Raw genomic sequence first — 22,091 nt, forward strand, 5'->3', positions numbered from 1 at the left:
CCACGAAGGGCCGGCGACGTCATCTCGCCAGGCCTTCGTGGCTCGTCGCTATCGCTCCTCGCACCTCAGGCATCGGTGAGCCTCCGCACAAGGGAATCGGGGCCGGACGCTTGGCGTCCGGCCCCGGATTTCCCCTGTGAGAGGTGAGGGTCTAGTTGCTGGAGACCTCGTAGCCCATCGGCAGCATCGTCGACTTGTGCTCGAGGAAGGACTCCAGGCCTTCGCGGCCGTTCTCGCGGCCGATGCCGGAATTCTTGTAGCCGCCGAAGGGGGACTCGGGATCGATTGCGTACCAGTTGATCCCGAAGGTGCCCGTGCGGATCTTGGTGGAGATCTCGATGCCGCGTTCGACGTCGTTGGTCCACACCGTGCCGGCGAGTCCGTAGTTGGAGTCGTTGGCGATGGCGATGGCCTCGTCGACGTCGTCGTAGGCGATGACCGACAGGACGGGCCCGAAGATCTCCTCCTGGGCGATGGCCATGTCGTTGGTGACGCCGGTGAAGATGGTCGGGGTGAGGAAGTAACCCGAGTCGAGGCCGGCGGGGCGTTCGCTCTCGAGAGCCGGTGTGGCACCGGCCTTCTTGCCGAGTTCGATGTACTCCTCGACCTTCTGGCGCTGCTTCTCGGTGATCAGCGGGCCGAGCTGGGCCTCGGGGTCCGACGGCAGGCCGACCTTCATGGCCTTCGCCGCGTCGACCATCGCCGCGACGATCTCGTCCTGCCGGCTGCGCGGCACCAGGATTCGGGTCTGCGCGACGCAGGCCTGGCCGGTGTTGAACAGGCCGAGGAACGTCAGCATGAAGGCGTTCGCGGCGATGTCGACGTCGTCGAGGACGATGGCCGCCGACTTGCCGCCCAGCTCGAGCGAGCAGCGCTTGAGGGTCTCGGCGCAGGCGGCGCCGATGGCCTTGCCCGCGGCGGTCGACCCGGTGAAGGTGATCTTGTCGACGTCGGGATGGGCGACGAGGGCCTGGCCGGTCTCGGTACCGCCGGTGACCACCGAGATCGCCTCGGCGGGAACGCCGGCCTCGATGAACAGCTGAGCCACGTAGTTACCGGTGAGCGGGGTCTCCGGGGCAGGCTTGAGCACCACCGAGCAGCCTGCGGCGAGCGCGGCGCCCATCTTGTTGCAGGTGATGAACAGCGGGACGTTCCAGGCGCAGATCGCGCCGACGACGCCGACCGGCTCGCGAGTGATGCGGGTGGTCCCGAACAGGCCGGTCCGGTACTCCTCCCACTGGTAGTCGCGGGCGGCGTTGGCGTAGGCGCGCAGGACGCCGGTGCCGGGCAGCTGCTGCAGGGTGGCGATGGCGCTCGGCGGCGCGCCCATCTCGGCCGAGACCAGTGCGGTGATCTCGTCGCCGCGCTCGTCGATCAGGTCGGCGACCTTGGCGATGATGTCGGCGCGCTGAGCCGGGGGCGTCGAGCTCCACACTCCGGAGTCGAAGGCGGCGCGTGCGGCCTTGACCGCGGTGTCGACGTCGGTGGCGTCGGCGTGCGGCACCGAACCGACACGTTCCCCGGTGGCGGGGGAGAAGACCTCGAGGATCTCACTGGAATGGGGGTCGACCCATCGGCCGCCGATGAGCAACTGGGGTTGATCCCCGCCGCCGGTGACGGTTGCGGTGTGGGACTCCACGGTCTCGGTCATTACGCGTGTGCTCCTCAGGAGGACGGGTCCTTGCCGGTCAGCGGGCGGAATTTTCCTCCGCACGCGAGCAAGTGTGAACTACGGCACACGCAATACTAGAACACGTTCTAACTTGGCCGCCAGGGGCGGCGGTGAATCAGCCCCGGCCGAAGGCCGCTCGGGCCTCCAGTCCTTCCATGACATCCTCGAGCACGTCGAGCTGTCCGGCCGGGTCGGCGGCCTCGAGGAGGCGTTGCTGATCATGCGGCTCGACCTGGAGTCGGTTGGCCCAGCGGTAGATCGGCGACACGTCCGCCATCAGGGGATCGGCGTCGATGATGTCGAGGGCGGCGAAGATCGTGTCGACGTCCTTGCCGACGGCCTCGAGGGTCTGGCGCATGACGACGCGCAGCCGCTGGTCGATCGAGTGCAGCCGCTCGAGGTCGGCCTCGGCGGGCTCCGGTTCGGCGAGTACCTCGACCCGGGCACGGGGATAGGGATCGTCGGGCAGCCATTCGACGACCCGGAATCGAGAGGTGCCGGTGCCGGCCAGTAATGCCCGGCCATCCGGGAGTCGGTCGGTGACGTCGGCGAGCACCATCGTGCCCGCGTCGCAACGGACCTCGCCGCCCCCGACCTCGGAACCCCGGGCGATCAGCACCACCCCGAAACGCACGACCGGTCTTCCGTCGGACTCCTCCATGAGGTCGCCGACCATCTGCCGGTAACGCGGCTCGAAGACTCGCAGCGGCAACTCGCCACCTGGCAGCAGGGCGGTGCCGAGGGGGAACATCGGCGAGACGAGCTGCTCGCCGGCCGGGATGAACGGGCTCAGGGTTGCTCCGTCAGGCCCTGGGCCGCGCGTCGAGCACGACCTCGAACTCGAGCAGATCGGCACCCGAGGCAACCGGCTTGGCCCGCTCCCCGGCGTGCGCTTCCTTCGCCGGGCCGGAAGCCCACGCCTGGAAGTCCTCCTCGGACTCCCACTGCGTCACGACGAAGTAGCGGTCGTCGCCCTTGACCGGACGCAGCAGCTGGAACCCGAGGAATCCCTTGGAGCCGTCGACCGAGTGGGCGCGGTTGGCGAACCGCTTCTCCAGCTCGGGTCCGGCGCCCTCGGGAACGGTGATTGCATTGATCTTCACAACAGCCATGCGTCCACCATAGGCGTTGCGAGTGCGGTCGTGACGGTGTTGCCCGACCCCGAAGGATCGTTAGGGCGGATACAGTTTCGGCCATGTTCGACACCCACGCGATCGGCGAGATCGGGTTCCGCGACCACGGGGGGCCGGCGATCGTCGACGACGCCCGCGGCCTGCTCGACGAGGGCACGACGACACGGCCGATCGTCCTGCTGCACGGGTTGATGGGGCGTGGGCGCACGTGGCGGCGACAGGTGCCGTGGCTGCGCCGGTACGGCCGGGTGTTCACCTACGACGCGGCCTTCCACACCGGTGTCGACGTCGAGGAGCCGGACAGCGCAACAGAACTCGCCACCGAACGGTTCGTCGCCGACCTCGCCGAGATCCTCACCTGGATCGACCGAGGACCGGCAGTCCTCGTCGGGCACTCGATGGGGGCACTGCACGCCTGGTGCACCGCCGCCGCCTATCCGGAACTCGTGGCGGCGCTCGTACTCGAGGACATGGCACCCGACTTCCGCGGGCGGACCACCACCAACTGGACGCCCTGGTTCGAGTCCTGGCCCGAGCGTTTCGAGTCCGTCGACGAGGCGGTCGCGATGTTCGGTCCGGTGGCCGGGCGGTACTTCTACGAGGCGTTCGACGACGGGCGGCTCCACGGCCGGATTCCGTTGTGGGGCGCGATCGCCGACGAGTGGGGTATCCGCGACTTCTGGTCGGAGTGGGAAGAGGTCGCGGTGCCGTCGCTGGCCATCGAAGCCGAGTACACGGTCACGCCGCCCGGGCAGATGCGCCGCATGTGCGAGGTCAACGAGCATGCGCAGTATCTACGCGTCGAGGGGGCCGGGCACCTCGTCCACGACGACGCGCCACACGTCTATCGCGGTGCGGTGGAAGCGTTTCTGTCCGGACTCGACAGCTCGCAGAAATAGATCGGGGCGCACACGATGTCTCGTGCGCGCCCCGAAAGGATGGATCGAGATCAGGCGGGATCGGCGGGTGCGATCGGTGCGCCGTTGAGTCGACGCCAGCAGTGCACCAGGAACAGCTGGGCGACCGGCGCTGCCACGATCAGTCCGACGTAGCAGACGAGCACACCCACGAGGTTGATCGCGTAGGTGACCAGCAGCGCGATCAGCGAGTCGCCGACCTTCGACTTGGTCAACTCGAACGACGTCTTCATCGCGTTGATCGGCGAGAGCCCCTTGTCGATGGTCGCGACCACCGAGAACATCAGGAAGAACATCGCGACGAGACCCGGGATGATGCAGAGTACGTAGCCGATTCCGGTGATGAGGCCGACGAGGATGGCGGTGCCGACGACCGGTCCGAACCGGATCGGGGTCAGGAACGACTTCGCGGTCACCGGCTCACCGTTCGCGACGCGGACCGCGCCCGAGATGATGCTCGCCTGGATGTAGAGCAGGCCCAGGATGAAGACGAGGTACACGAGGCCGAAGAGGACCGAGCCGCCGAAGCCCAGCGACGTCGTCTCGTAGTAGTAACCGTTCCCGTAGTCGACCCGCTCGGTGGTACCGAAGATCGCCACTGCGGAGAACCCCACCGCGATGAGGGCAGCGCCGAGCAAGAACACCGCGAGGCCCGGCAGGATCATGGCGCCGACATTGTTCTTGAACTTGTTGAAGGCCCAGGAGAACGCCTCGCCCACATCGACCTTGGTGCCCGGGGCGCCGGGAGCGCCGGGGTACGCGCCCGCGCTGCCGTACTGCGGTGCACCCGGGGGCGGCGGAGGCGGTGCCTGTCCGTACTGCGGCTGGCCGTAATCGGGCTGCTGGCCGTACTGCGGCGGCTGCTGTCCGTAGTCGGGCTGCCCGTACTGCGGCGGCTGTTGGCCGTACTGGGGCGGGGGCGGTGGCTGCTGCCCGTACTGGGGCGGCTGCTGCCCGGGTTGTCCACCCGGCTGATTCGGGTCCGACGGCGGGACAGGAGGATACGGCGGCTGACTCATGGATCGGGACATTAGCAACGATCCGGGTCCAGCGGGAGACTATGCCCGAACGATCAAATGACTGGTCATCGACCTTGGCACGAATTATGTGTCCCGGTGGGCGAGTTGTCTCGCAGAACGTGCAAGAGATTCCGCGACCTGCGGTGACGCTGGTTGTCCGACGGCTTCAACCCTCGCCCGCAAGACAATAGCGCCCGTCGGTGGTGATCTCCACGAGTCCGTCGACGAGCAGTGAGTCGAGGGCACGGTCGCGCTGGGCGGTGTCGCTCGTCCACACCACGTCGAGCTTCGCCCGTTCCACCGAACCGGTGGTGCCGCGCAGTACGTCGAGAAGGAGGCCGCGGACCTGGCGGTCGGTGCCGGCGAACTTCTGGGTCTTCCGCGGCGGGCCGGTGTGTGCGGGGCGGCCGAGTCGTACCCAGGTGCAGTCAACGAGAGGGCAGTTGTCGCACTTGGGGTTTCGGGCCGTGCACACCAGTGCGCCCAATTCCATGAGGGCGGCGGAGAACCTCGGCGCGTCGGGCGCGTAGCCGGTGTCGGCGGCGCGGGGGAGGAGTACCTCGGCGTCGTCGAGGTCCCGTCGCGAGGGGTTGCCCGGCTGCTCCCGGCCGTGCACCGCCCGCGCGATGACGCGACGAACGTTGGTGTCGACGACGGGAACCGCTTGGCCGTAGGCGAAGCAGGCGACCGCCCGTGCGGTGTAGTCGCCGATGCCGGGCAGGGTCAGCATGGTCGCGACGTCTTCGGGTACGCGGTCGTCGTGGTCGCGCGCGAGGACCTTGGAGCATTCGTGGAGACGGAGGGCTCGGCGTGGGTAGCCGAGTTTGCCCCAGGCGCGCAGGACCTCGCCCGCGGACTCGACGGCCATCGCCGACGGCACCGGCCAGCGCTCGACCCACGCCCGCCACGGTTCCAGCACCCGGGACACCGGAGTCTGCTGGAGCATGATCTCGCTGATGAGGATCTGCCACCCGGTGCACGACGGATCCCGCCAGGGCAGGTCGCGTTCATGGGTATCGAACCAACCGAGCAAAGCGCCTGGTGGCACACTATTGATCATGATCGGAATGACACCACGTCAGGCCTGGCGCGTTCTGCGCGACGGCAACGACCGATTCGTCACTGGCGAGTCCCAACATCCCAGTCAGGGTATCGAGGACCGCGAGCGTCTCGTCGGAGGGCAGCATCCCCACGTGGTGCTGTTCGGCTGCGCGGACTCTCGTCTGGCCGCCGAGATCATCTTCGACCAGGGGCTCGGCGACATGTTCGTCGTCCGAACCGCGGGCCACGTCATCGATTCGGCCGTTCTCGGCTCGCTCGAGTATGCCGTCGAGGTGCTCGAGGTTCCGCTGATCGTGCTTCTCGGCCATGACAGCTGCGGCGCGGTCAAGGCGACCCTCGACGCCCTCGACGACCTGCAGATCCCGGGTGGCTACATCCGCGACGTCGTCGAGCGTGTGACGCCGTCCATCCTCGCCGGACGCAGCGAGGGGCTCTCGCGTGTCGACGAGTTCGAGGCGCGTCACGTCGTGGAGACCGGTCGTCTTCTGATGCAGCGCAGCCGCATCATCGCCGACCGCATCGCCACCGGGAAGCTCGCGATCGTCGGCCTGACCTACAAGCTCAGCGATGGCCGGGTCAACCTGGAATCCGTCTACGGCGACATCGGCGAGAAGCCGTCGCGTTCCGCACAGGCCGAGACCGCCTGAGCCGCAACCGGCCCCGAGCCTGAAGGCGAACTCTAGACTTTGCCTGCTCGGGGCCGCTTTTCGGTCGCGACACGCCGCACGTGATCAACCGGAAGTCAAGATCCGGCCGTTAGCGTTGTGGGCGTGATCGAACCCCAGGGCCCGCTGCCACCCGAGATCTACTGGCGACGACGCGTCGTCGCCGGGGGTGGCGCGCTGGTCGTGGTGGGGTTGGTCGTGGCTCTCATCGTCTGGATGACGTCCGGTGGGGACGCGCCGCAGAACACCGCGGCGACCTCGTCGGTTCCCAGCAGTGCGGCGCCGTTGTCTGAATCGGCGCCCCCGTCGTCCGAGCCGCCCGCCGCCGGCAACGCCGGTGCAGGTGGTGGTCCGGGCGGCAATGCTCCCGCCGGTGCGGGAGCCCCGAGTGGAGCGTCCGCGTCGGCGTCACCCCCGGAATCGGCAAGCCCCGCAGGCGTGCCCGGTGGCCCTGCAGGCCCCAACCTGTGCCCGGATCAGGCGATCTCGGTGGTCCTCTACACCGACAAGCCGACGTACACGGTCGGTCAGCAGCCGGTGTTCACGATCGTCACCACGAACGCCGGCTTGTCCGACTGCACCCGCGACGTGGGCAAGGCCGCCCAGAACGTGATCGTGCGGACGCTCGACGGGTCGCGCACGCTGTGGTCGGCGCGGGATTGTTCGCCGATCGACACCGTGAACAACGTGGTCCTCAAGCCCGCACAGCAGGTCAAGGACACGATCACCTGGTCGGGCACCACGAGCAGCCCCGGCTGTGAGCGCCCGCGGACCCAGGTCCCTGCCGGTTCCTACTCGGCGATCGGCAAGATCGGTGAGCGCGAGTCGTTCCCGATCACCTTCAACGTGGTCGCGCCGGCGCAGGAACCCTGATCGCCGTAGAACCTGATCGTTTGGAGCCCCGATTCGTCGGGGCTCTAGTCGTATCGCTCGATGCTGGTCTCCGCGAGCCGCGACAGGCCCTCGCGGATGTGCCGCGCCCAGATGCTGCCGATGCCCTCCACCGCCTGCAGGTCGGCGGAGGTGCTGGCGAGCAGCGCCTGCAGGGTGCCGAAGCTGCGGACCAAGCGGTCCACGTGCGCGAACTGCAGACGTGAGATACGTGCGAGCAGGCGGTAGCCGCGCGGACTCATGGCGTTGTCCTGGGCGTCGATCGTCGTCGGGTAGCCGAACGCGCCGGCGAGTTGGGTGAGGTCGAGGAGGTCGGCGTCGCTGAGTCCCTCGATCACCTCGAGCGCCTGCCGCACGTCCTCGGCGGTGGCCGGTTCGGGGCTGGCGTAGTAGTCGCGGACGAGGAGTTCACGCATCGTGTCGTTGTCGCTGATGAGCTCCTCGAGCTGCAGGCTCACCTGCCGGCCGTTGGTGCCCAGTTCGAGGACGTACTCCTCGATCTCCACCGACACCCGGCGCACCATCTCCATGCGCTGTGCGGTCGACATGGCATCGCGCAGCAGCACGTAGTCCTCGATCTCGGCCCGAGACAGTGCGGCGATGACCTCGTCCAGGCGCGCCTTGTAGCGCTCCAGGGTCGCCAGAGCGACGTTCGCGCGAGAAAGGATGGGGTCGGGGCTCTCGACGACGCGACGAGCGCCGTCGACGTAGACGCTGACGATCGACATCGAGGCACTGACCGAGATGACCGGATGGCCGGTCTGGATCGCGGTCCGCTCGGCGTTGCGGTGCCGGGTGCCCGATTCCTCGGTGGGGATCGACGGGTCCGGCACGAGCTGGACGTTGGCGCGCACGATGCGCTTGCCGTCGGTGGACAGGACCACCGCACCGTCCATCTTGGCGAGCTCGCGCAGCCGCGTGGGGGCGAACTCGACGTCGAGGTGGAAACCGCCGTCGCAGATCTTCTCGACGTCGGAGTCGTGCCCGAGCACGATCAGGGCGCCGGTACCGCCGCGCAGGATCCGCTCCAGGCCGTCGCGCAGCGGGGTGCCCGGCGCGACGCGCGCCAACGTCTCACGCGTGAGCTCGGACTTCACCACTTCGGCAACCATGTCTCCCCTTCGGCCCGGGACATCCCCGGGCGGACGACGCCCGTCGAAGCAGGTCGTCACAACGGTGACTAGGGTACCGGGATGTGAAGAGCAGCAGTTTTGTGGTGCCCGAGGAGCTCGACGTGCTGGAGCGCCACCCGAAGACCTCCGCGCCGGGCGAACTCATGCGCCCGCACAACATGGTGTGCTTCGGTTGCGGGCCGGAATCCCCACACGGCCTACATCTCCAGATCTATGCGGGCGAGGGTTTCAGCGTCGACGCGGAGATGCCCGTCGAGCACTGGATGGAGGGCGGGCCCGGCGTGATCCACGGCGGCATCCTGTCCAGCGCGTTCGACGACGTCATGGGGATGACGCCGCGGCTGATCGGCCCGGCGGCGGTGACCGTGCACCTCCAGGTCGATTTCATGCAGCCCATCCCGGTGGGCAGGACGCTGCACCTACATGCCGAGATCCTGGGCAAGCAGCGCCGCAAGATCTACGTCGAAGGTGTTGCGCACCTCGGTGATCCGGAGCGCCCGGTGGCCCGAGCGAACGGATTGTTCGTCCAGATCGACGTCCGGGAGCACTTCGCCGACCACATCGAGAACAGCGCGAAGGCGGCGGAGTACCTGGGCGGCAAACCGCAGCTCTGACGCGGGCTCAGAACGGCGCGTCCACCGGGTCGGAGTCGCGAAGGTGGACGGCGTCGTCGAGATCGGCGACCCGGAGGATGCGAATCCCCTTCGGCAGTTCCTCGTCGGTGGCCGCCGGGATGATCGCCTCGCGGAAGCCGAGTCGCTTGGCCTCGGCCAGGCGTCGTGCGACCGCCGAGACCCGACGGATCTCGCCGCCGAGCCCGACCTCGCCGATGACGACGGTCGACTGGGGGACCGGCCGCTGGGTGAGGGTCGAATAGACCGAGAGCGCGATGGCGAGGTCGGCGGCGGGTTCGGTCACGCGCATCCCGCCGACCGTCGACAGGTAGATCTCCGACTTGCCCAGCTCCTTGCGGCCGGCGCGCGCCTGCAGGACGGCGAGGACCATCGCCACCCGGTTGAAGTCGAGACCGGACACGGCACGACGGGGGTTGGACATCTCGGTCCCGTTGGCCAGCGCCTGGACCTCGCCGACGAGCGCCCGTTTGCCATCCATCGTCACCATCGTGACGCTGCCGCTGACATCCGAATTCCGTTGGTGCAAGAAGATTCCCGACGGGTCGGGTACCTGGTGGATGCCGTCGTCGCGCTGTTCGAAACAACCCACCTCGTCGGCGGCGCCGAAACGGTTCTTCACGCCCCGGACCATCCGCAGCGTGGAATGCTTGTCGCCTTCGAAGGCGAGGACGACGTCGACGAGGTGCTCGAGCGAGCGAGGGCCCGCGACAGCGCCTTCCTTAGTCACGTGGCCGACCAGGATCACCGCGATGCCCCGGTTCTTGGCCAGCGAGACCAGCGCGGTGGTGACGGCGCGGATCTGGGTCACGCCGCCGGTGACACCGTCGGCGCCGGACGCGACCACGGTCTGCACCGAGTCGATGATCATCAGTGACGGCCGCACGGTGTCGACGTGGCCGAGAATGGTCGCGAGATCGGTCTCTGCGGCCAGGTAGACGTTGGGGTGCACCGCGCCGGTGCGTTCGGCGCGCATGCGTACCTGGCCGGCCGATTCCTCGCCGGTGATGTACAGCGCGACGCGATCCTTGGCCGCCCAGTGCTTGACGGTCTCGAGGAGCAGAGTCGACTTGCCGACGCCGGGCTCACCGGCGAGCAGGATGACCGATCCCGGGACGACGCCGCGACCGAGGACACGGTCGAGTTCGCCGATGCCCGTCGGCACCGCTGCCGACGACTCGGCGTCGACCTCCGTGATACGCAGGGCCGGGCTCGACGGTGCCACCGCGGCGGTGGTCCGGGAGGACGTGGGTGTGCCGGCGACCTCGTCGATCGATCCCCATTCACCGCATTCGGGGCAGCGTCCGACCCATTTGGCGACCTGATGGCCGCATCCGGTGCAGCGATACGACGATTTGGGTTTTGCCACCCGGTCAGCCTATGCGGGTGTACTGACAGAACAGACGAGGCCCGGCGGTTGCCGGGCCTCGTCTGCGTGTCTCGAAGGGAGGGGTCAGTGCCCGCCGCCCTCTTCGTGTCCGGCTTCGGAGGCGCCGCCCTCGGACTCGCCGTGGTCGCCCTCGCCGTGGTGCTGGTTGTAGAACGTCGGCTCCGCGTTGCGGGCGACGTCCTGACGCTCGAGATCGGCACCGGCGTCGACCGGGGTCTGCACGGTGGTCTCACCGGCCGGGACCCACGAGCCGTTGCCCTCGCGCTTCTCGAAGACGAAGGTCAAATCGGTGGTCAGACCGGCGGCGACGGTGTCGCCCGCGCCGGTCAGTTCGGCGGTGACCGTCTTCTCGCTGTCGCGGACGGAACCGACGGGCGTACCGCTGCTGAGGGCCTGCCCCGGCGCGATGACGCGAGCCGCGGAGTCACTGCCCTCGACGAACTCGACCGAACCCTTCTCGGGCTTGATCTCCTTCAGCCGGTAGTAGGCGGTCTGGTCGGCGTTGGCGACGACGAACGCGAGCTCGAAGGGGCCGCCGTTGCCGAAGACGGTCGGTGCGTCCTTCTCCGGGTAGAGGATCTGCACGTCCCGCAGCTGCAGCGCGTCGATGTTGACGTTGGCGCCGTTGACCGCGGGCAGCTGGTTGGCGGTCTGCGAGATCTGCCCCGCACCGCAACCGGTGGTGCCCAGGGCAACGGCGATGCCGATCGTGGCTGCTGCGGTGGCCAGACGAGATGGCCGAACCGCCGACCGCCGTGCGGATAGTGGAAGCACTGACACCCGATCCTCCCAGGTCAAACGAAGTCGAATTGCAGCGCGCGAAACCCTGCACTACGCAGCGTAGTGGGCGCCGTCCGGAAAAGTCCGCCCGGGTGCCCGATTCGTGTCTGCGAGGGCATGTTCCGGGCATCGGTGGAGGGGCCTCGGAGGGCCTCGTCCGAGTGGTGTTGCGTGACGCCGAACACGCTGCTACGGCACCCCCCGTCACCTCGGAAGAGGCAGCACTGGAACCGGTTCACCGCGTTGACCTGCACCGTTGGGTGGGGCCCTCGGAACGCCCGTGCTAGACTGGGTTCACTCGAAAGGGGCAAGGAACATTGAATTTCAAAGTTGGCGACACCGTCGTTTACCCCCATCACGGTGCTGCTCGGGTCGAAGACATCGTTACCCGGACCATCAAGGGTGAGCAGATCGAATACCTTGTTCTCAAGGTTGCCGACGGTGACATGACCGTTCAGATTCCCTCGACGAAGTTGGAATACGTGGGCGTCCGCGACGTGGTCGGGCAAGAGGGTCTCGACCAGGTATTCCAGGTGCTGCGGGCCCCGCACACCGAAGAGCCGACCAACTGGGCGCGGCGATTCAAGGCAAACCAGGAGAAGCTCATCTCCGGCGACATCATCAAGGTCGCCGAGATCGTGCGCGACCTCTGGCGTCGCGAGCAGGATCGTGGACTCTCGGCCGGAGAGAAGCGCATGCTGACCCGGGCCCGCCGGGTCCTCGTGGACGAACTGTCGCTCGCGCAGAACACCGATGACGAGAAGGCCACCATCATCCTGGACGAGGTCCTCGCGGCCGCTTCCTGACATCGGTTCGTACCTGATCAGGTAGAACATTGACCACTTCGCCGGAGGATTCCGGCGCAGAAGTCTGCGTCATCATCCCGGCCGCCGGGTCGGGAACCCGACTCGGCGAGCCGGTTCCGAAGGCGTTCGTCGACCTCGGTGGCGCAACGATCATCGAGCGCTGCGTCGACAACATCCCCGATTCGCTCGGGGCTTCGATCGTCGTCGTGGTGCCGGCCGACCTCGTGGAGCACGCTCGAGAGCTGCTCCCCGGGGTCGTCGTCGTGTCCGGCGGTGCTCACCGATCGGATTCGGTGCGTGCCGGAATCGCCGCGGCCGGCACCGCCCGGATCCTGCTCGTGCACGATGCGGCACGACCCCTGACGCCCGCTCACGTGTTCACGAGCGTGGTCGAGGCGGTCGCCGCCGGCCACCCTGCCGTGGTCCCCGGTGTGCCGGTCGTCGACACCCTCAAGCAGGTGACTTCGGATGCCAGCGGACTTGAACTCGTCGCCCGCACCGTCGACCGCGAAGAACTCCGCGCGGTACAGACCCCGCAGGGCTTCACCCGCGACGCCCTGCTGCGCGCGCATTCCGACGATTCCGGTCTCGCAACCGACGACGCCGGCCTCGCCGAACGCTGCGGAATCCCCGTCCACATCGTCCCGGGAGACCCTCTCGCCATGAAGATCACCACACCGTGGGACCTGCGCATCATCCGCGACGTCGTCCGTGAATCCGCGGCCGACGCCGAGGCCCGGTCAGTCGAGGCCCGGTCATGAGGGTCGGGATCGGCACCGACGCGCATCGCATCGACCCGTCAGCGGATTGCTGGATGGTCGGCCTGCACTTTCCCGACGAGCCCGGCTGCGAGGGTCACTCCGACGGTGACGTCGGCGCACACGCCCTGTGCGATGCGGTGCTCTCGGCCGCCGGTCTCGGCGACGTCGGCTCGGTGTTCGGCACCGGGCGACCCGAATGGGAAGGCGTCTCCGGTGTCGCGATGCTCACCCATGTGGCCGAGCTGATCGCCGCCGAGGGACTCCGCGTCGTGAACGCGGCCGTGCAGGTCATCGGTAACCGACCCAAGATCGGACCCCGTCGTGCCGAGGCCCAGGACGTGCTGTCGGCGGCGGTCGGCGGGCCCGTCTCCGTGTCGGCGACCACCACCGACGGTCTGGGCATGACCGGACGCGGCGAGGGGATCGCGGCGGTCGCCACCGCCCTGCTCGACGACGCCTGAGGCGCCGTTCGACGACGCCCCGCCTCAGCGCGAGGCAGCGGCCAGCAGGATGTCGCAGGCACGGTCGACGGCCTGGGCCGGCGGACTGAGTTCCGTACCCAGGCGTGCGGCCGCGGCCGCCACCGCCGGATCGGTGAGCGGATCGAGATCGGTCGGCCCGAACCGAGCCAGCTTGTTGCCGGAACCGGCGCCCTTGCGTCGAAGCGCCGCGGCCCACATCGGTTGATCCGCACTGAGCCAGGCGATCACCGACGGGATGCCCGCGCGGGTCGCCGCTGCCGTGGTGCCGGCGCCGCCGTGGTGAACGGCGCCGCGGCATTGTGGGAGCAGGGCCTCGTGGTCGACCAGCTGGGTGAGGTGTAGGAGCCGATCATGCTGGGGGAGTTCGTGATCGGTGTGTCCGATGACCCGCAGGCCGCGGTCGAGAAGCGAGCTCACGATGCCGCCGATCTGCTCGGCGGTGATCTTCATGCTGCCGAAGCCGACGTAGACGGGCGCCTCGTCGGTGGCCGCCCATTCGACCGCACGGGAGGTCGCGTCGTCGCCGTTCGACAGTGCGGCACGAGTGTCCTTGTCCGGCAACAGGAATCCCACGAGTGGTCGCTGCGGACCCCAGTCGTTCTCGAGACCGGGGAACAGGGCGGCGTCGTAGGCCTGGATCTCGGGGACCCCCCGCTTCCGAAGTCGGCTTCCCAGAGGGCCTTTCACCGATGGGAGGCCGAGTTCGGTGCGCAGCCGCCGGTCGGCACCACGCAGCGTCAGCCAGTAGGTCTGGTCGGCGAGGTGCCACATCGCGCGCGAGACCGGACGTGGGTACTCGCGGTAGCGGACGTCGAGGCTGGCGTTCGGGCGCAGCGGACAGTAGTGCAGCGGAACGAATCCGATGCCACGACTCTGTGCGATGGCGTCGGCCCGGTCCTGCGCCAGTGGGCCGGTCACGAGCAGATCGGAGACGTCGGCGAGGTCGGCCATGACCCGCTCGGAGGTCGCGCGACCGTGGCCGGCGACCTCCCCCAACGCCTTGAGTCGTACGCGCGGGTTCTTGGACTTCAGGCGCTCCTTGACCAGCGGACTGGCCAGCAGCTCCGCCGTCGACGGAGCCAGCATCTGCGTGGGCAACCCGGATGCCGCGGTCAGTTCGACGAGATCCTCGGGCACGGCGAGCCGGACCTCGTGGCCGCGCCGCGCGAGTTCGGTGCCGATCGCCACCGCGGGCTGGATGTCTCCCCGGCTGCCGTGGACGGTGAACGCGATCCTCATGCGCCCCAGTCGTTCCCGTGCAGGCCCCACGCTTCGAGTTCGGCGGTGACCAGGTCTCGCAGGGTGGCCGCGTCGGGGATGCGCACCGGGTCCAGCGAACTCACGCTGAACATGACGTCGTCGGCGCCGAGTGCGAGCCAGCCGCTGATCCCGCCCTTGCGGTCACGCAGATTGCGGGGGTCGTCGGTCGCGGTGACGGCTCGGATGGAAAGTGCGGCGGGTTCGCCGGTGCCGAGGGTCGCGAACTCGGCGGGCACCGGTCCGACATTGGAGGCGAGGCACAGCGGCGTGGTGACGTTGGCGGCCAGGCGTCGGGTCAGGGATGCGTTCAGCGCCTGCAACACGACTGCCCGCTGGGCCACCTTGCCCGAGTTGGCGGCCAACCGGTTGTAAGCGTCCTTGCATGCCGACCGGACGGCGGACAGATCCTCGTAGCGGTCGGCGGAGACCGCGACGAAAGCGGTGGCGCCCGACGTCGCGTTGGCGCGGCGGTCGTCGGGCGTGCGCGACGAGACGGGCAGCGACACCGGGACGATGTCGCCGGGCGAGACCCGGCCGCACCGCTCCAGTACACCCACCATGAGTGCCGCGAACAGGCTGTTGTCGGTGCCGCCCCGAGATTCGGCCGCGGACCTGAAGTCGGCGACCGGGATCAGGATGGTCACGTTCGGTGCGATCTCGGCGGCGGCGACGTCGGTGTCCGGTGCGGGCCGGCCGGTCACCCGCGCGGGCGAGGCGGGCGGTCCGGACCTACTGGCCCGCGCCATCCGGATCGCGGTCTTACCCGCGGTCCAGAGGAGGTCGGCGGCGTCGACGACATTCGACACCGGGCCCGGGGCGGTGCCGGGCGTGTAGTCCAGCCCGTGGACGGCTTCGAGGACCGCGACCGCGCCCGTCCCGCCGTCGGCGATGACATGGGAGATGACCAGGGACACGAGCACCGCGGCGTCGTCAGCGGTCCGTGCGACGACGAGCCGCCACGCCGGGCCGTTCTCGATGTCGAGGTCGGCGTCGGCTTGGGCCCGTCCCCACCGCTCTTCCTCGCCGACCGGGACCGGCTCGGTCTGTACGGAGAAGTGACCCGCGTCGGGGGTGTACCGCCAATGGGCGCGCCCCGGACCCCGGTGGGTGGCGACGAGCCGACTCAGGCGACCGCGCCGCAGCTTGTCCGCCAGCGAGGCGAAGGCGTCGACGTCGACCGTGCCGGGGAAGCGCCACAGCGTCTGGTTCACGACGGGGAGGCCGAGGATCACATCCATGCGGACGAAGAGATCGTCGTCGGCGGTGAGCCGATCGACGGCCGACTCGGACACACCGGGCGAGTGTCCGACCAGGGACCCGAAGTTCATGACCGCACCTGCCGTTCGTCGAGAGTGATTCTTTGCACACACCTCGAGGAGGTGGGACCGCGGCCGGAGCCCGTGGTGATGTGCCCTGTGTCACATAGGAATTCCATTGTGAGGTCCTCCCGGAAGGTCATCTGTGGGTGCGGGTCGCCGGTCCGATCTGGCTGGACCGCCGGACCGGTGCGGGCTGGGTGCCGGCGGCGGCTCGGACGGACGAGCGTGTGCAAGCTGCGGATTCGGTGATCGTGATCGATCGCGGTCGCCGCGAACCGGGTTCGGTCGCGTCGAGACGTGCAAACCATACCCGAGCGGCCGGTGGTGGCCGGCGACTCGGGCGATGGGGCCGGAGCGTGGCTCGGGACGCCCGAAACCGCCAATATCATGGATCTTTAAGGGTTGCCTTGCTGATGCGCAATTCGTACGCCGAACTATCCAATCGGATGAATTCGGGTTACTGTCGTGACCAATGTGGACCGGCCCCGGCTATCCGGGAGACCGGCGGATCTGGTCAGTTGACTGCCAATCTCGAAATTCGGAGGACACGACGATATGACGGGTGCTGCCCGCCGGAACACGTATCGCCGTGTCGGAACGCGTGCCAGGGGTGTGCTCGCGACCGTGGTGTGTGCCGCGATCGCACTCTCAGGTCTTGCCGGGACCGTGTCGGCTGGTAGCGCGAGCGCGATGCCGGGCGGATCGGTCATCGAGCGAGTGGTGCCCGAGGGGCCGAATCTGCATGCCGTGTACGTGCACTCCGCGTCCATGGACAAGACCATCAAGGTCCAGGTCCTGACCCCGCGCGCCGACAGCGGCCCGCGGCCGTCCCTGTATCTGTTGGGCGGCCTCAACGAACAGGATCCGAACAACAGCGTCTGGAAGCTGAAGACGGACCTCGGTGGTTTCTATGCCGACAAGAACGTCAACGTGGTCATGCCCATCGCGGGCGACGGCAGCTTCTACACGGACTGGCAGCGTGACGATCCGAAGCTCGGCCGCTACAAGTGGGAGACGTTCCTGACCCGGGAACTGCCGCCGCTGATCGACACGCAGTTCTCCGGCAACGGTAAGCGAGGCGTCGCGGGACTCTCGATGGGTGCCGGTGCGGCGCTCGTTCTGGCCGCCCGTAATCCGGGCTTCTACGATGCGGTGGCCGCGTACAGCGGATGCTTCACCACGACGGGACCGGCCGGCCAGGCCTACCCTCGAGGCATCGTCGCCGCGTTCGGCGGTGACGCCAACAACATGTGGGGCGCGCCGAACGACCCGGATTGGGCTGCGCACGATGTGCTCGCCCAGGCGGGGAACCTCCGCGGCTCCGCTGTCTACGTCTCCACCGGGACGGGTCGCTCCGGAAAGTACGATGCCCCGGGCTACCCGGGCAACGAGAATCCCACGGACCGACAGATCGTCGGCGGCGTGATCGAGGTCGGCTCGATGTGGTGCACCCAGCAGCTGCAGTCCAGACTCGCGGCTGCCGGTGTCCCGGCCACCATCCGCTACGTCGACCCGGGCACGCATTCGTGGCCGTACTGGGTCGACCAACAGCGGGAGTCGTGGCCCACGCTCCGACGCGGACTGGGGTTGTGACCATGGCGAGACAACCGGGGGCACAGCAGTTCTCAGCGTCGAGGACGCGTGCCCGGGTCGATTTCGATCGACAACACCGCTAGCGCAACGCAGCGCCGAGGCCTCAGGGGAGGGGCCCAAAGACCATCAATCGGGGGCCGACATGTGTCTCAGCACTGGGGGTTTCGATGGAATACACCGAACTGAATGATTATGCGATGCCCGGCGGCACGGTGACCGCGTGGGAGCCGGCGGTCGAGGCATCGGAATGGCAGACCGACTCACGGCAGCTGTCGTACATGCATCTCGAACACGCCCGACGTGCGGTTCGTGAGAGCGACGACTGGTACAGCCAGTGGATCGGGACCGCGTTCCGCATCCAGCGTCCGCTCGAGCGAGAAGCGTTCTCGCGCACGCTCGTCGCGTGGTACCGCCGGCACGAGGCGTTCCGGACCTCGGTCCGTGTCCACGACGCCGGACACCCGCAGGGCGACCTGACCCGCATCACCGTCGCCGCCGACGCGGTCGCGGTGCGCGAGCGGGCCTTCGGAGCCGATCTGGAACCCGCCGAGGTCTCCGAACTCGTCACCGAGTACTTCAACACCACCGTCACCCCGCTGGCGTGGCCGCACTGCATCGCGGTGACGGTCGAGACGCCCGGCGACGACGAGGGCTTCCTCGTCGTGTTCGCCGCCGACCACACGGTGATGGACGCCTACACCCAGGTGTTCGCGATCCGCGAGCTGACCGCGCTGTACCTCGCCGAGCTCACCGGCGATCCGCACGGCCTCGCCGCGTTCGGCAGCTACCTGGACTTCAGCGACGCCGAGCGCCGCCTCGGCGAACAGATCGACGCCAACAACGCCGCGGTCAGCCAGTGGCGCGCCTTCTTCGACGACACCACCACCGCCGTTCAGCCGGAGCCCATCCCGCGCTTCCCGCAGTTCGCCGTTCCGGACGACGCGCCGCGGACGATCACCGCGCAGCGGGTCCCGGACGAGGGTTTCCAGACGACGCTGTCGCACTGGCTGCTCGATCCCGCCGAGACCAAGCGGTTCGACGCGATCTGCAAGGCAGCCGGCTCGTCGATGACCGCGGGCATCTACACCGCGCTGTCGATGACGTCGGCGGCTCTGACCGGTTCCGCGGATCTGCGTTTCATCAGTCCCGTCCACACCCGCAACTCGATCGAGTGGGGTGAGGCCGTGGGTTGGTTCGTCGGCATCATCCCGGTGGCCGTGCGCCCGGGCCGGCCGCTGAGGTTCACCGACGCGCTGACCGCGGTCGCGGCCACCTCGGCCCAGTACAAGGACGTGGGAGGTGCCCCGTTCGCGCCGGTCGCCGAACTCATCGGCGGGGACGTCACGCCACCGGGATTCGTGGTGTCCTACATCGACCTTCGTCACGCCGAGGGGGCGGCCGAGTGGGAACCACGCGCGGCGCGCGTGCTGCGCAGCGCGACCCGCGACGCCGACGAGGTCTACTTCTGGATCAACCGAATCCCCACCGGTGTCAATGTGTCCGCGCGTTTCCCCGCCGAGGATGCGCCCGCGGTCGAGACCTTCCTGTCCGTGTTCGGCGCGATCCTCGCACAGATCGTCACCGACGGTGACTGCGAATACACTTACCGCACGGCGGAATTGGTTGCCGGAGGGTCGCCGGTCGTAGCGGACCGCTGATGTCGGTCACCCTGCAATCCTCTCGAGTGTCACCCGGGTTCGGTGTCCCCGGGTCGCTCACCGTTCGCCTCCGACCCCATCTGCGTGGTGGGCGGATCGTCGAATGGGAGCTCGGCGACCCGGGAGGCGTCGCCCGGGCGGCACGACGGTGGGGTGACGGGGTGTCGTTCCTGCAGTCCGACCACCTGGCGACCATGGCGGACAAGCGATCCGGCGGTCAGCCGCACCATGGCTTCCTGCTCGCCGCCGCGCGCTTAGACGGCCCCCTCGACGAGGATGCGATGAGCGGCGCCCTCACCGCGTTCGTCCGGCGACACGAGGAGCAGCGCGCCCACTATCGCAGTGGTGACTCGGGTCCCGAACGATGGGTGGCGCCGCCGGAGGCATTCGAGTTCCGCGTCGCCGAGCGTGCCGGGGAGGCTCTGGTCGTCGAGGATGCTGATCTGGACTTGTGGGTTGGTCGCCGCGCATCGGAAACGGCTCGTGCAGAGCTGATCCCGGGCACCTGGTGCGCCGCCGCGGTCGATCCGAACCCCGCGGCCGACGCCTTCACGTTCTTCTTCGCCACCGACCACGCCCACGGCGACGGCTACTCGTCGGCGCTCGCGCTGTCCGAGATCTGCGCGCTGTACCGAGAGCGGAGTGCCGGCGTACCCGCCGGACTCGGCCCCGCCGGCGCCTTCGGCGACTCGATCACCGCCGAGCGGGCCGCAGCGACGGCCCTCACCTCGGACGACGAGCGGGTGGCCCTCTGGCGGGATGCGCTGTCCGCGAACGACGGCCGACCCCCGCAGTGTCCGCTCGAACTGGGACTGACCGACGGCGCGCCGCAGCCGGCGGTCGCGATCGAGCACTGGCTGCTGACCCCCGAGCAGTTGGCGCACTGCGACACCCGGCTGGCCGAGACCGCCGGCGGTTTCGCCGGTCTCCTCTACGCCGCTCTGGCCACGCATCACCGTGAATCCAGCGGTGAGACAAGGTTCTTCGTATCCACTGTGCTCGCCAGCCGAGGCGCCGGACATGAGCGGACACAGGGCTGGCTGTGCAACTTCGCACCGGTCATCGTGGACTCTCCGCAGGGGTCGGACACCTCGTTCGACGAACTCGTCCGCATCGCGACCGAGAGTGTGCGCGCCGCGCGCCGGGCCGCGTCGGTGCCGGCGCACGGCGTCCTCGGGCTCCTGGCCGGCGAAGGGGTCTTCAAGGGACTCGACGGCAGTCCCTACATGGTTTCCTACACCGATGTTCGCCGCCTCGGGCTCGGCGACGACCCGAATCTGTCGACGATGCAGACCTCCAGCGGAGTCGGCCCGACCCGCAACGCCAATCTGTGGTTCACGCGCTCCGAGGCCGGACTCGTCGTGCGCTCGCATGTGCCCGACAACGCGGTGGCGCGCAACTCGATACTCGGCCTGATCGAGCGGATCGAGTCGATCGTGACCGACTACGCCGCAAGCGCCCCCGCGCCCGAACCGACCCCCGACACCCCGACCCCCGACACCCGCCGATCGACAAGGAGTGTGCGATGAAGCTCTCGAGTTCCGAATCGTGGGAGGTCGAGCCGGGTGAACTGGTGTGCTGGCGCGCAGTGCCGGGTGGTGCCGCCGCGCGGTCGAGCGCGCCGGTGTCGGAGAACGAGCGATTCCACCTGGCGTCGCTCGCCTCGGGACAGCCGGGCTGGATGGCGCTGACCCTCGACTTCCCCGAACAGATCGACGCCGACGTGCTCGGCGAGGTGGTCGCCACGGTCATCGCCCGCCATGACGCGCTGCGCAGTCACTACGTACAGGCCGAGGACGGGGTCACCCGATTGGTGCACCCCGGCGTCGACGTCAAGGAGGAGCACCGCGAGACCGCTGAGGGGCTCTCCTCGCAGGAGTTCGCCGCGAAGCTCATCGAGTCCATCGGCGCGACCTGCAATCCCTTCGAACCGATGCCGCATTTCCTGGCGGCGGTCACGCGCCCCGGCGGGACGACACTCATCTGCGCCTTCGACCACTGCTACGTCGACGCCCGCTCGCTGGCGGTCGTGTCGACCGAGATCTGTGAACTGCTCGCCGGACGGGAACTCGAGCCGGCGGAGTCGGGGCTCGCAGCCCTGAGTGTCGTCGCCGAGGGGGAGGCGTCGGTGACCGCCGACGATCCCCGCCTGGGCGCCTGGGGACAGTTCCTCGCCGCGACCGGCTGGACGGTGCCCGAGTTCCCGCTCGACCTCGGCGTCGCCGTGGGCGACAGCCTGCCCGTGCACACGATGGTCCGGACGCTGCTCTCCGGCGACGACGCCGCGACCTTCAGCTCGACGGTCCACCGTCGCGGTGCCCGCACCTATCCGGCCGTCCTCACCTGTGCGGCGATGGCCGTCAATGCGGCCGGCGGACCCGACGAGATCGCGACCGTGGTGCCCACCGGTGCCGGGGCGGGACCGGGTTGCGTGAGCTGGTCGGTGGGCAACGCCCCGCTGCGGATCAGCGCGACCGGCGACCTGTACGCCGCCATGCACCGGAACACCCGGCGACTCTCGGCCGCGCTCCCGTTGGCCGAGATCGGGTTGACGCCGGTGTACGCGGCCTTCGGGGATCGACTGCGACCCGGTCGCAGCGACGTCTTCATGATGTCCTACGTCGACTACACGCGGCTGCCCATGGCGCGCGGGGACGTCGACGTGCGCCAGATCTCGAGCCAGAAGCCGACCGACACCGCGCAGTGGTGGTTCTGGCGTGATCGTGACGGCATCCATGTCCGCGTGCGCCATCCGCACACCGAACGGGCCGTCGCGGTTCTCGGGGACACGCTCGACACGATGCAGGCGCTTGTCGACTCGGTCATCGACCCGGTCCTCGCCGCCGACGCGGGCTGATGACATTTCGGCTTCCGAACGTGGCTCGTCCGGGCGCTCGCGTGGTCGGTGGCCCGATCGT

21 protein-coding genes are annotated in these 22,091 nt (G+C 68.7%); 11 read left to right on the top strand and 10 right to left on the bottom strand.

What is annotated here, in order from left to right:
- Positions 1–151: 151 nt before the first annotated feature.
- The 3 genes from M1L58_RS05020 to M1L58_RS05030 all read right to left on the bottom strand — a co-directional run bounded on the left by M1L58_RS05020 (position 152) and on the right by M1L58_RS05030 (position 2,784).
- Positions 152–1,651, bottom strand: a complete 1,500-nt coding sequence (locus M1L58_RS05020) for an aldehyde dehydrogenase (RefSeq protein WP_248658061.1) — start codon at positions 1,649–1,651, stop codon at positions 152–154.
- A gap of 136 nt (positions 1,652–1,787) precedes the next feature.
- Positions 1,788–2,423, bottom strand: a complete 636-nt coding sequence (locus M1L58_RS05025) for an LON peptidase substrate-binding domain-containing protein (protein WP_248658062.1) — start codon at positions 2,421–2,423, stop codon at positions 1,788–1,790.
- 52 nt (positions 2,424–2,475) lie between these two features.
- Positions 2,476–2,784: an antibiotic biosynthesis monooxygenase family protein gene (locus M1L58_RS05030; RefSeq protein ID WP_006865348.1), complete on the bottom strand. Its 309-nt coding sequence runs from the start codon at positions 2,782–2,784 to the stop codon at positions 2,476–2,478.
- Between the two features lie 83 nt (positions 2,785–2,867).
- On the opposite strand from M1L58_RS05030, the gene M1L58_RS05035 reads away from it, so the two are divergent.
- Entirely contained in the window at positions 2,868–3,704 is an 837-nt protein-coding gene (locus M1L58_RS05035) for an alpha/beta fold hydrolase (protein WP_248658063.1), read from the top strand.
- 50 nt (positions 3,705–3,754) lie between these two features.
- Here M1L58_RS05035 and M1L58_RS05040 read toward each other — a convergent pair whose 3' ends face one another.
- Entirely contained in the window at positions 3,755–4,741 is a 987-nt protein-coding gene (locus M1L58_RS05040; protein WP_248658064.1) for a hypothetical protein, read from the bottom strand.
- A 166-nt stretch (positions 4,742–4,907) separates the two neighbouring features.
- Entirely contained in the window at positions 4,908–5,801 is an 894-nt protein-coding gene (locus M1L58_RS05045; RefSeq protein ID WP_248658065.1) for an A/G-specific adenine glycosylase, read from the bottom strand.
- On the opposite strand from M1L58_RS05045, the gene M1L58_RS05050 reads away from it, so the two are divergent.
- Positions 5,800–6,450 (top strand): carbonic anhydrase, encoded by a 651-nt coding sequence (locus M1L58_RS05050; RefSeq protein ID WP_040535214.1) that lies wholly within the window; start codon positions 5,800–5,802, stop codon positions 6,448–6,450. The two genes, M1L58_RS05045 and M1L58_RS05050, sit on opposite strands and share 2 nt — an antisense overlap.
- A gap of 123 nt (positions 6,451–6,573) precedes the next feature.
- A complete protein-coding gene (locus M1L58_RS05055) occupies positions 6,574–7,341 on the top strand; it encodes a hypothetical protein (RefSeq protein WP_248658066.1) in 768 nt (255 codons plus the stop codon).
- A 44-nt stretch (positions 7,342–7,385) separates the two neighbouring features.
- Here M1L58_RS05055 and disA read toward each other — a convergent pair whose 3' ends face one another.
- Entirely contained in the window at positions 7,386–8,471 is a 1,086-nt protein-coding gene (disA, locus tag M1L58_RS05060) for a DNA integrity scanning diadenylate cyclase DisA (protein WP_006865342.1), read from the bottom strand.
- A gap of 104 nt (positions 8,472–8,575) precedes the next feature.
- Between disA and M1L58_RS05065 the strand changes: the two genes are divergently transcribed.
- Positions 8,576–9,106: a PaaI family thioesterase gene (locus tag M1L58_RS05065; protein ID WP_006865341.1), complete on the top strand. Its 531-nt coding sequence runs from the start codon at positions 8,576–8,578 to the stop codon at positions 9,104–9,106.
- 7 nt (positions 9,107–9,113) lie between these two features.
- Here the strand turns inward: M1L58_RS05065 and radA are convergent, their stop codons facing one another.
- Positions 9,114–10,493, bottom strand: coding sequence for a DNA repair protein RadA (gene radA / locus M1L58_RS05070; RefSeq protein WP_248658067.1), 1,380 nt, complete (start codon positions 10,491–10,493; stop codon positions 9,114–9,116).
- An 84-nt stretch (positions 10,494–10,577) separates the two neighbouring features.
- Positions 10,578–11,288 (bottom strand): hypothetical protein, encoded by a 711-nt coding sequence (locus M1L58_RS05075; protein ID WP_154883547.1) that lies wholly within the window; start codon positions 11,286–11,288, stop codon positions 10,578–10,580.
- Between the two features lie 323 nt (positions 11,289–11,611).
- On the opposite strand from M1L58_RS05075, the gene M1L58_RS05080 reads away from it, so the two are divergent.
- The 3 genes from M1L58_RS05080 to ispF are packed head-to-tail and all read left to right on the top strand — an operon-like array spanning position 11,612 to position 13,322.
- Positions 11,612–12,100, top strand: a complete 489-nt coding sequence (locus M1L58_RS05080; RefSeq protein ID WP_006358497.1) for a CarD family transcriptional regulator — start codon at positions 11,612–11,614, stop codon at positions 12,098–12,100.
- A 29-nt stretch (positions 12,101–12,129) separates the two neighbouring features.
- Positions 12,130–12,861, top strand: a complete 732-nt coding sequence (ispD, locus tag M1L58_RS05085; protein ID WP_248658068.1) for a 2-C-methyl-D-erythritol 4-phosphate cytidylyltransferase — start codon at positions 12,130–12,132, stop codon at positions 12,859–12,861.
- Positions 12,858–13,322 (top strand): 2-C-methyl-D-erythritol 2,4-cyclodiphosphate synthase, encoded by a 465-nt coding sequence (gene ispF, locus M1L58_RS05090; protein ID WP_248658069.1) that lies wholly within the window; start codon positions 12,858–12,860, stop codon positions 13,320–13,322. Before ispD ends, ispF begins: the two co-directional genes overlap by 4 nt.
- Before the next feature lie 24 nt (positions 13,323–13,346).
- Here ispF and M1L58_RS05095 read toward each other — a convergent pair whose 3' ends face one another.
- Together M1L58_RS05095 and M1L58_RS05100 are read right to left on the bottom strand one after the other, a co-directional pair.
- Complete coding sequence (locus tag M1L58_RS05095; RefSeq protein ID WP_248658070.1) at positions 13,347–14,582, bottom strand: nucleotide disphospho-sugar-binding domain-containing protein; 1,236 nt, start codon at positions 14,580–14,582, stop codon at positions 13,347–13,349.
- Positions 14,579–15,931: a hypothetical protein gene (locus M1L58_RS05100; RefSeq protein WP_248658071.1), complete on the bottom strand. Its 1,353-nt coding sequence runs from the start codon at positions 15,929–15,931 to the stop codon at positions 14,579–14,581. Before M1L58_RS05100 ends, M1L58_RS05095 begins: the two co-directional genes overlap by 4 nt.
- Before the next feature lie 681 nt (positions 15,932–16,612).
- Between M1L58_RS05100 and M1L58_RS05105 the strand changes: the two genes are divergently transcribed.
- From M1L58_RS05105 to M1L58_RS05120, 4 genes are all read left to right on the top strand, one after another.
- Positions 16,613–17,515, top strand: coding sequence for an alpha/beta hydrolase (locus M1L58_RS05105; protein WP_248658072.1), 903 nt, complete (start codon positions 16,613–16,615; stop codon positions 17,513–17,515).
- 167 nt (positions 17,516–17,682) lie between these two features.
- A complete protein-coding gene (locus M1L58_RS05110) occupies positions 17,683–19,173 on the top strand; it encodes a condensation domain-containing protein (protein ID WP_248658073.1) in 1,491 nt (496 codons plus the stop codon).
- Complete coding sequence (locus M1L58_RS05115) at positions 19,173–20,702, top strand: acyltransferase (RefSeq protein WP_282578363.1); 1,530 nt, start codon at positions 19,173–19,175, stop codon at positions 20,700–20,702. The genes M1L58_RS05110 and M1L58_RS05115 overlap by 1 nt, the downstream gene beginning before the upstream one ends.
- Positions 20,699–22,030, top strand: coding sequence for a condensation protein (locus tag M1L58_RS05120; protein WP_248658075.1), 1,332 nt, complete (start codon positions 20,699–20,701; stop codon positions 22,028–22,030). Before M1L58_RS05115 ends, M1L58_RS05120 begins: the two co-directional genes overlap by 4 nt.
- The last annotated feature ends 61 nt before the right edge of the window (positions 22,031–22,091 follow it).

Origin of the sequence: Gordonia sp. C13 (assembly GCF_023218005.1) — a bacterium.
Classification (GTDB): domain Bacteria; phylum Actinomycetota; class Actinomycetes; order Mycobacteriales; family Mycobacteriaceae; genus Gordonia; species Gordonia namibiensis.

Coding starts and splice junctions, on each gene's coding strand:
- M1L58_RS05120 (WP_248658075.1), top strand. CDS start 20,699: ATGAAGCTCTCGAGTTCCGAATCGTGGGAGGTCGAGCCGGGTGAACTG.
- M1L58_RS05100 (WP_248658071.1), bottom strand. CDS start 15,931: ATGAACTTCGGGTCCCTGGTCGGACACTCGCCCGGTGTGTCCGAGTCG.
- M1L58_RS05025 (WP_248658062.1), bottom strand. CDS start 2,423: ATGTTCCCCCTCGGCACCGCCCTGCTGCCAGGTGGCGAGTTGCCGCTG.
- M1L58_RS05095 (WP_248658070.1), bottom strand. CDS start 14,582: ATGAGGATCGCGTTCACCGTCCACGGCAGCCGGGGAGACATCCAGCCC.
- M1L58_RS05050 (WP_040535214.1), top strand. CDS start 5,800: ATGATCGGAATGACACCACGTCAGGCCTGGCGCGTTCTGCGCGACGGC.
- M1L58_RS05115 (WP_282578363.1), top strand. CDS start 19,173: ATGTCGGTCACCCTGCAATCCTCTCGAGTGTCACCCGGGTTCGGTGTC.
- ispF (WP_248658069.1), top strand. CDS start 12,858: ATGAGGGTCGGGATCGGCACCGACGCGCATCGCATCGACCCGTCAGCG.
- M1L58_RS05030 (WP_006865348.1), bottom strand. CDS start 2,784: ATGGCTGTTGTGAAGATCAATGCAATCACCGTTCCCGAGGGCGCCGGA.
- disA (WP_006865342.1), bottom strand. CDS start 8,471: ATGGTTGCCGAAGTGGTGAAGTCCGAGCTCACGCGTGAGACGTTGGCG.
- M1L58_RS05110 (WP_248658073.1), top strand. CDS start 17,683: ATGGAATACACCGAACTGAATGATTATGCGATGCCCGGCGGCACGGTG.
- M1L58_RS05040 (WP_248658064.1), bottom strand. CDS start 4,741: ATGAGTCAGCCGCCGTATCCTCCTGTCCCGCCGTCGGACCCGAATCAG.
- M1L58_RS05105 (WP_248658072.1), top strand. CDS start 16,613: ATGCCGGGCGGATCGGTCATCGAGCGAGTGGTGCCCGAGGGGCCGAAT.
- M1L58_RS05035 (WP_248658063.1), top strand. CDS start 2,868: ATGTTCGACACCCACGCGATCGGCGAGATCGGGTTCCGCGACCACGGG.
- M1L58_RS05020 (WP_248658061.1), bottom strand. CDS start 1,651: ATGACCGAGACCGTGGAGTCCCACACCGCAACCGTCACCGGCGGCGGG.
- M1L58_RS05045 (WP_248658065.1), bottom strand. CDS start 5,801: ATGATCAATAGTGTGCCACCAGGCGCTTTGCTCGGTTGGTTCGATACC.